Origin of the sequence: Spirillospora sp. NPDC049652, assembly GCF_040675125.1 — a bacterium.
Classification (GTDB): Bacteria; Actinomycetota; Actinomycetes; order Streptosporangiales; family Streptosporangiaceae; genus Spirillospora.
In genome coordinates, this window is record NZ_JBFAOF010000319.1 from 1 (window position 1) to 7,288 (window position 7,288).

A 7,288-nucleotide genomic window follows, 5' to 3' on the forward strand; every position below is an offset into this window, starting at 1 on the left:
GCGGCGGCGGGCGTCCGGTCGATGACGGGGGCGATCTCGTCGAACGGGACGGCGAACATGTCGTGCAGGACGAACGCCAGCCGCTCGGCGGGGGACAGCGTCTCCAGGACGACCAGCAGCGCCAGCCCGACCGAGTCGGACAGGACGGCGGCCTCGGCCGGGTCCTCGGCCTCGGCGGGGGCGTCCGGTTCCTCGGGGAGGTCCGGTTCGTCCCAGGAGACCTCGCGGCGGGTCGTCCGGGCGCGGAGCATGTTCAGCGCGACCCGGCCGACGATCGTGGTCAGCCAGCCGCCGAGGTTGTCCACGCCGTCAGTGCCGGCGCGGCTCACCCGCAGCCACGCCTCCTGGACGGCGTCGTCGGCCTCGGAGTCCGAGCCGAGCACGCGGTACGCGACCGCGTGCAGGTGGGCGCGGTGCTCCTCGAACCGCGCGGCCAGCGACTCCTCGCCCTTCACATGCGCCTCCCGATCGGTGCCCCTCCCCATCCCTGACCCGCGGGACGGGCCGGATGTGACCGTCAGAGGCCGAGATCCTTGAGGCGCTCGGGGTCGGCGATGATGTCCATGGTCGTGATGCGGCCGTTGACGACGGTGAGCGCCATCAGCGACTGGGCGCTGCCGCCGGCCATGTTGAGCGCGCCGATGCCGCCGTTGACGATGACCGTCTCGATCTCCACGGCGATCCGGCGGAACATGAGCGCCTGGCCCGCGATCTTCCGCGCGCCGCGGACGACGCGCAGCGCGCCGCCGGAGCCCGAGTCCACGCGCAGCACGACGTCCGGGTCGAGGATCGCGACCAGGGCCTCCAGGTCGCCCTCGCGGGCGGCGGTGAGGAACGCCTCGACGGCCTGGCGCTGCCGGTCGAGGTCCGGGTCGGCGGCGGGCGCGGACTCCTTGACGCGGCGGCGGGCGCGGCTGGCGAGCTGCCGGGTCGCGGCGGGCGTCTTGTCGATGACGGGGGCGATCTCGTCGAACGGGACGGCGAACATGTCGTGCAGGACGAAGGCCAGCCGCTCGGCCGGGGCGAGCGTCTCCATGACGACCATCAGCGCGATCCCGACCTGGTCGGCGACCAGGACCTCCTGCTCGGGGTCGTGCGACACGATCGGGTCGGGCAGCCGCTCGTCGCCGAGCTCCTCGCGCCGGGCCTTGCGGGCGCGGAGCATGTCCAGGCAGACGCGGCCGACGACGGTGGTCAGCCAGCCGGGCAGGTTCTCGACGCCGGACACGTCGGTCCGGCTGAGCCGGAACCACGTGTCCTGGACGGCGTCCTCGGCCTCGCTGAGCGAGCCGAGCATGCGGTAGGCGACCGCGCGCAGGTGGGCGCGCTGCTCCTCGAACCGCGCGGCCAGCGAATCGTCCGGGTTCACCTGACTCACCCTCCCACACCGGGTTCCGCGGACGGGACGGACCGCACGATAGGCGATCAAGACGGACGTGCCGGAACGCCCCGGTTCAGCGGCCCCGCGGGGGGTCCTCCTCCAGGGCGAAGAGTTTTCCCAGGACGGGCCGGGCGGCGGCCTCGGGGTCGGTGCCGACCTCCGGGGGGAGGGCCCCGCTCAGCCACAGTCCGGCGAAGCCGTGGGCGATGGACCAGGCGGCGAGGACGGAGTCGGGTCCGGAGGACAGCGGCCGGACGGCCCCGCCGAGCAGCTCGCCCGCGCGGTCGCGGGCGGCGGCGAGCTCCGGGTCGTCCAGCCGGTAGAGCTCGGGGCGGAACATCACCTCGAAGTAGGCGCGGTGCCGCACGGCGAACCGGACGTAGGCGACGCCGAGGTCGAGCAGGTCGTCGCCGGCGGCGGTGAGGGCGTCGCCGAGCAGGCCGAAGCCCTCGGCGGCGAGGGCCGTCAGCAGGCCGGTCTTGTCGCCGAAGTGGTGCGCGGGCGCGGCGTGCGAGACCCCGGCGCGGCGGGCCAGTTCGCGCAGGCTCCAGCCGGACGGCCCGGACTCCTCGATCGCGGCGACGGCGGCGTCCATGACGGCGCGGCGCAGGTTGCCGTGGTGGTAGCTCGAACTCACGGGACCAGCCTAGGCCAGCGGCGGCGCGAACTTGCCATTGACAAGTTCAGGCCGGGCGGGGGAAACTAGGCAATGTCAAGATAATCGTCGAGCCGACGGAGGGGCGCCATGCCCACGTTGCCCTGGATCACCCCGGAGACGCCGGACCCGGACGGGAAGGCGCTGGTCATGGCGTCGCGGCTGGAGGTGCGGTCGCTGCGCCACGTCCCCGGCTTCTTCCGGGCGTCGATGGCGCTGCTGCGGCAGGCGCGGCGCTCGCCCGGGGCGCTGGGGCTCTCGCTGCGCGCCGAACCGCTGCGGCGGACGTTCTGGACGGTCTCGGCCTGGACGGACCAGGAGGCGGTGAACGCCTACGCGTCGGCCGAGCCGCACCGGTCGGCGATGCGCGCCAAGCGCAAGGTCATGCGGGAGTCGACGTTCGTGTTCTGGAACGTCCCGGCGTCCGACCTCCCGATCACCTGGGACGAGGTCGAACGCCGGATCGCCGAAAAGCGGGGTGAGAGTGGGGAAAGGGCCGGGAATCAGCCCAGCCGGTAGCACCGGGTCGCGTTCTCCACGAACAGTTTGCGCCGCTCATCAGCGGAAAGATCCGACGTGACGTCCTGATAGGCGGCCATCAGTTCGGCATAGCTGCCGGAAAGGCCGTCCACCGGGAAATTGCTGCCGAAGAAGCAGCGGTCGATTCCGAAAAGGTCGAGGCAGGTCTCGACATAGGGGCGCAGGGCGGCGGCGTCCAGCCGGCCGAGCGGCATTCCCAGACCGGAGATCTTGCAGTCCACGCGGGGGAGCGCGGCGAGCTTGGCCAGGCCGCGCCGCCAGTCGATGAACCCCTCCGGATCGCCCGTCTCGGGCCAGCCCGCGTGCTCCAGGACCACCCGCACGTCCGGGGCCTTGGCCAGTGCCGCCAGGTAGGCGTCCACCTCGGGCGCGCGGATCACCTGGTCGAAGAGCAGGCCGCGTTCTCCCAGCTCACGCAGGAGGACGGCCGCCGTGTCGCCGTCCGGTGACAGGCCCGCGAACACCCGGACGCCGCGGAACAGCGGGCTGCGCGCCTGCTCGTCGAGCTGCGCCTCGACGACCGGCGGCGAGACGTCCGGGTCGACCGATCCGATGATGGCCGATGGACGGTCCGGGGCGTCCATCGCGTCCAGCCAGCGCGTCTCGTCCAGGAACGCGCCGGGGACGGTCGTCGCCGACACGTGCACGGTGCCGAGGACGCGGACCCCGGCGGCCGCCGCGTCCTCGCGGTAGCGCGCGGGCGGGTAGTCGCGCGGCACCTCCGGTAGCGTCGCGTGAAGCATCGGATACCAGTCGTGCACGCTGGACTGCCAATGATGGACATGGGCGTCCACGAACTCCAGAACGGTCACCAAAGACCCCTTTCGGCTGTGGTTGGACATCTTGGCCGAAAAAGGGGTAGGAGGTCGATCCCCGTGTTAGGCGGACAAAGCCGTCAACATTCCGTCGAGCAGGGCGAGCTGCCGCTCCTCCGGATAACGGTCCGGATCGAACAGGGCCTGCACGGCCAGTCCGTGCGCGAACGCCACCAGCGTCGTCGTGATGTCGTCGAGATCGGCGTCCGGCGCGATCTCCCCCAGGTCGCGGGCCTGCTCGACGTACGGGCGAAGCCGCTGCGTGCGGATCCGCTCGTACCGGCCGGTCTCCCGGGCGCCGAGGTCGGCGTCCGCGAGCGCCGCGTCCCATGAGCTGACCCAGACCCGGTTCATCACGACCGCCACGGCCGAGATCGGCAGCACGTCGGCCAGCAGCTCGCGCACCGCCGCCAGGCCGCGCCCGGACGGGACCAGCCGGCCCGCGAGCGTCCGCTCCTCGGCGATGTCGAGCGCGTGCGCGACCAGCGCCTTCTTGTTCGGGAAGTAGTGCGTCAGCAGGCCCGTGGACGAGCCCATCTCGGCGGCGACCGCGCGCAGGGTCAGGCCGTCGAAGCCGTGCGCGGCCAGCACCCGCCACACCGCCTCCGACACGTCGCGGCGCCGGGCGTCGTGGTCTCCCTTGGCGGGCACGGTTATCGGTTTCCTCCCGGTCGGCGGTGCGGGCTAGGGTGCGTAACAAACGTTCGGTACGCACATTACAGGAGGTCGGGATGCTGTCCCTGAAACTGGCCGAGGGAGCCGAGCTGCGTGCGCTGGAGCCGTGGCAGGCGGCCGAGTTCTACGCGCAGGTGGAGAAGGTCCGCGACGACATCCGCCCCTACATCCCGTTCGCCGCCAGGCTCTTCGACGAGGACGCCGCCCGCGCGTACCTCCAGGACTTCGCGGTCGCGCAGGCCGCCGACGGCGCGCGCATCTACGGCATCTGGGTGGACGGCGTGCTCAGCGGCGGGACCCTCTTCCGGATCTTCGACACCAAGCAGCACGTCTGCGAGGTCGGCGTGTGGCTCGACCCGGACGTGCGCGGACGCGGCCTGATCACGAAGGCCGTCGGAGCGATGATCGACTGGGCGGTCGGTGAGCGCGGCATGCTGCGCGTGGAGTGGTGCTGCGAGCCGTCGAACGAGGCGAGCATCGCGACGGCGAAGCGGATCGGCTTCACCTACGAGGGCACCATCCGGCAGGGCTTCAACTTCGACGGGCGGCAGCGCGACTACCAGATGTGGTCCGTCCTCGCCGACGAGTGGCGGGCCAAGGGCTGATCGTCGGGCCGGTTCACACCGTGTGGCACGTTCCAGCGGCCCCTGCCGAGCGGCATCGCCGCCGAAAAAGGTGGCCGTTGTCCGGGTCTGTCCCGCTAGGCTAAGCGACATTCTTCGTTTAGTCCTTACAGGAGGGCCCGCCGCGTGGGGATCGAGCATGTCGTCATGCTGCTGGCGGCCGCGGTGGGCGCGGGCTGGGTGGACGCGGTCGTCGGCGGCGGCGGGCTGATCCAGCTCCCCGCCCTGCTGCTGCTCAACCCCGGGCAGCCGGTCGCCACCGCCCTCGCCACCAACAAGGTCGCCTCGATCGCCGGGACGACCAGCGCCGCCTACGCCTACCTGCGCCGCACCAAGGTCGACCGGACCGTCGCGGCCGCCGGCGCGGGCCTGGCGGTCGCCGGGTCGGCGGCGGGCGCGCTGTGCGCCTCGGTGATCTCCTCGGAGGTGTTCAAGCCGGTCATCATGGTCGTCCTGCTCGCGGTCGCGGCGGTCGTGGTGCTCCGCCCGAGCCTCGGCCGCGAGCCGAAGCTCGTGCTGCGCACCCGCCGCCGGGTCGCCGCCGCGATCCTGGTCCCCGGCCTCGCCATCGCCTTCTACGACGGCATCCTCGGCCCCGGCACCGGGACGTTCCTGGTCGTGGTGTTCACCGCCCTGCTCGGCGTCGACTTCGTGCACGCGTCCGCGCACGCGAAGATCATCAACGTCAGCACCAACTTCGGCGCCCTGCTGGTCTTCGCCGTCCAGGGGCACGTCCTGTGGGCGCTCGGCCTCGGCATGGCGGTGGCGAACGCGACCGGCGCGCAGCTCGGCGCGCGCACGGCGATCCGGCGAGGGTCGGGGTTCGTCCGGGTCGTCCTGCTGGTCGTGGTGGCGCTGCTGGTCGCCAAGCTCGGCTACGAGCAGTTCATCGCCTAGCCCCCACGCCCCGGGCGCTGAGGCCCCGCGCGTCGAGCGGGGGCGGCTCAGCCCGCGTACGGGACGGGCAGCGGCTTCTCCAGCGCCGACAGGCTCAGGATGACCAGCGAGGACGTCCAGCCGAGCGGCGCGACGGCGGCGGGCCGCCCGTACTCGTCCACCTTCTCGGGCAGCGCGCCCAGCGAGGTGCGGTGCGCCGACAGCCAGTCCAGCCGGGCCATCGCCTCGTCCGGCCGGCCCGCCGCCGCGGCCGACAGCGTGAACAGCGCCATCTCCGGCGTCCAGGCGACCTTGGCGTTGCCCGACCAGCGCTCGCCCGGCAGCACGCCGCCGTTCGGCAGCGCGAGCTTGCCGGCGGCGGTCCGGACGGCGTCGGTCACGTCCGGGTCGGCCGGGCCGAACGGCGGGCTGAGGAAGGTGACCGAGGTGTCCATGAGGCCGCCACGGACGGGGGAGCGCGGGTAGCCGAGCGGCGCGAACCTCGCCGCGACCCCGTTCTCCACCCGGTTCGCCGCCGTCCGGTACCGGTTCGCCCGGTCGGGGTGGCCGAGGTCGCGGGCGAGCGCGGCGGCGGACCGCAGCCCGGCCAGCACCGGCCCGACGACGCCGAGCGTGGCGCGCCGCGGGTCCTGCTCGGACGAGGCGGGCCGCTCCCAGTAGTCCGAGGACGGCGGCGGGAGCCCGTCCGAGCGCAGCGACGCGGCCAGCCGGTCGGCCGCGCGGCGCACCATCGGCCACAGTTCGGGCAGGTCGGCGGCGGCTTGGGCGTTCTCGGTGTGGAAGAACCAGGCGGCCCACAGCACCCAGCCGAGCGAGTCGAGCTGCGCGTGCCGCCCGTCCGCGACCGGGCTGCCGTCGGGGTTGTAGCGGGCGGCCCACATCCCGGTGGAGGTCTGGACGCGGGCGAGGAACCGCAGGATCCGCCGGGCCTCGGCCGGATGGTCGGTCACGGTGAACGCCGCGGCGGCGAACGCCGAGTCGCGCGGCCAGGAGTACTCCCACGCCCCGTACCAGGACGCCAGCGACGCCCCGTTCGGCCTGGTCAGGAGCCGCAGGTCCTGGAGGGCGCGGGCGGCCATGTCCCGGTACCCGTCCGCCTTGACGGTGGCGGCCCCGACGGTGAGCGGCTCGGGCCCGCCGTCCTCGCGCTCCGGTCCGTCCGTGGAGCCGGTGGTGGGCGTGGGGCTCGGGGTGATCTTCGGCTTGGCCTTGCCGGGCTTCCCGGCGGCGGGCGGACGCGTCGGGGCCCCGGTCGTCGGCACCTGCGCCCCGGTCGCCCTCGGCCGGACCGGCGTGCACCCCTTCGCGGTGACCGTGTCGCCGGCGGGCTCCCGGACGGACGGCTGCCTGCCGCTGCCGCCGGGCCGTCCCTCGTCGTCCCCGGGGGCCTGGAGGACGTCGTCCGCGCGCGGCACCCGGTTCTTCCCGCTTTGCGGACAGGGCACGAGCCAGGGAATCAGCCGGCCCGGAACCGTCCCCCGGGCGAGCCAGGTCTGGTCACCCCGGACGGCCTCGGCGACGCGCGGATCGGACCCCGGGACCGTGACGGCCTCCTCGCCGCCGGTCGGGACGAGCCGGATCCGCCCGTCCGCGAGCCGCACCACCGACGAGTCGGGGAGGTAGCGCGCGCCGCGGGCCTCCGAGGGCGGCAGCGGGTCGCCCGCGAAGGGCCAGCCGCCCCGGCCTGGTCGGCGGGGGCGGC

9 protein-coding genes are annotated in these 7,288 nt (G+C 73.7%); 3 read left to right on the top strand and 6 right to left on the bottom strand.

Annotated features, from left to right (window positions below):
• The 3 genes from AB0J52_RS20665 to AB0J52_RS20675 all read right to left on the bottom strand — a co-directional run.
• On the bottom strand, window positions 1-455 hold a 455-nt coding region (locus AB0J52_RS20665), incomplete at its 3' end, for a sigma-70 family RNA polymerase sigma factor (protein ID WP_500183254.1).
• 62 nt (window positions 456-517) lie between these two features.
• Window positions 518-1,369: a sigma-70 family RNA polymerase sigma factor gene (locus AB0J52_RS20670; RefSeq protein WP_500183255.1), complete on the bottom strand. Its 852-nt coding sequence runs from the start codon at window positions 1,367-1,369 to the stop codon at window positions 518-520.
• Window positions 1,370-1,454: 85 nt separating this feature from the next.
• Complete coding sequence (locus AB0J52_RS20675) at window positions 1,455-2,018, bottom strand: TetR/AcrR family transcriptional regulator (RefSeq protein ID WP_500183257.1); 564 nt, start codon at window positions 2,016-2,018, stop codon at window positions 1,455-1,457.
• Between the two features lie 108 nt (window positions 2,019-2,126).
• On the opposite strand from AB0J52_RS20675, the gene AB0J52_RS20680 reads away from it, so the two are divergent.
• The gene (locus AB0J52_RS20680) at window positions 2,127-2,555 is read left to right on the top strand and encodes a DUF3291 domain-containing protein (RefSeq protein ID WP_500183259.1); all 429 of its coding nucleotides are present in this window, start codon (window positions 2,127-2,129) and stop codon (window positions 2,553-2,555) included.
• On the opposite strand, the gene AB0J52_RS20685 is transcribed toward AB0J52_RS20680, so the two are convergent.
• The gene (locus AB0J52_RS20685; RefSeq protein ID WP_500183261.1) at window positions 2,540-3,388 is read right to left on the bottom strand and encodes an amidohydrolase family protein; all 849 of its coding nucleotides are present in this window, start codon (window positions 3,386-3,388) and stop codon (window positions 2,540-2,542) included. The genes AB0J52_RS20680 and AB0J52_RS20685 overlap by 16 nt on opposite strands.
• Before the next feature lie 66 nt (window positions 3,389-3,454).
• Entirely contained in the window at window positions 3,455-4,042 is a 588-nt protein-coding gene (locus AB0J52_RS20690; protein ID WP_500183263.1) for a TetR/AcrR family transcriptional regulator, read from the bottom strand.
• Between the two features lie 80 nt (window positions 4,043-4,122).
• On the opposite strand from AB0J52_RS20690, the gene AB0J52_RS20695 reads away from it, so the two are divergent.
• Together AB0J52_RS20695 and AB0J52_RS20700 are read left to right on the top strand one after the other, a co-directional pair.
• On the top strand, window positions 4,123-4,671 hold the full coding sequence (locus AB0J52_RS20695) for a GNAT family N-acetyltransferase (RefSeq protein WP_500183264.1): 549 nt from the start codon (window positions 4,123-4,125) through the stop codon (window positions 4,669-4,671).
• A gap of 144 nt (window positions 4,672-4,815) precedes the next feature.
• The gene (locus tag AB0J52_RS20700) at window positions 4,816-5,586 is read left to right on the top strand and encodes a TSUP family transporter (RefSeq protein WP_500183265.1); all 771 of its coding nucleotides are present in this window, start codon (window positions 4,816-4,818) and stop codon (window positions 5,584-5,586) included.
• Between the two features lie 47 nt (window positions 5,587-5,633).
• Here AB0J52_RS20700 and AB0J52_RS20705 read toward each other — a convergent pair whose 3' ends face one another.
• Entirely contained in the window at window positions 5,634-7,190 is a 1,557-nt protein-coding gene (locus AB0J52_RS20705) for a glycoside hydrolase family 15 protein (protein ID WP_500183266.1), read from the bottom strand.
• Window positions 7,191-7,288 lie beyond the last annotated feature (98 nt).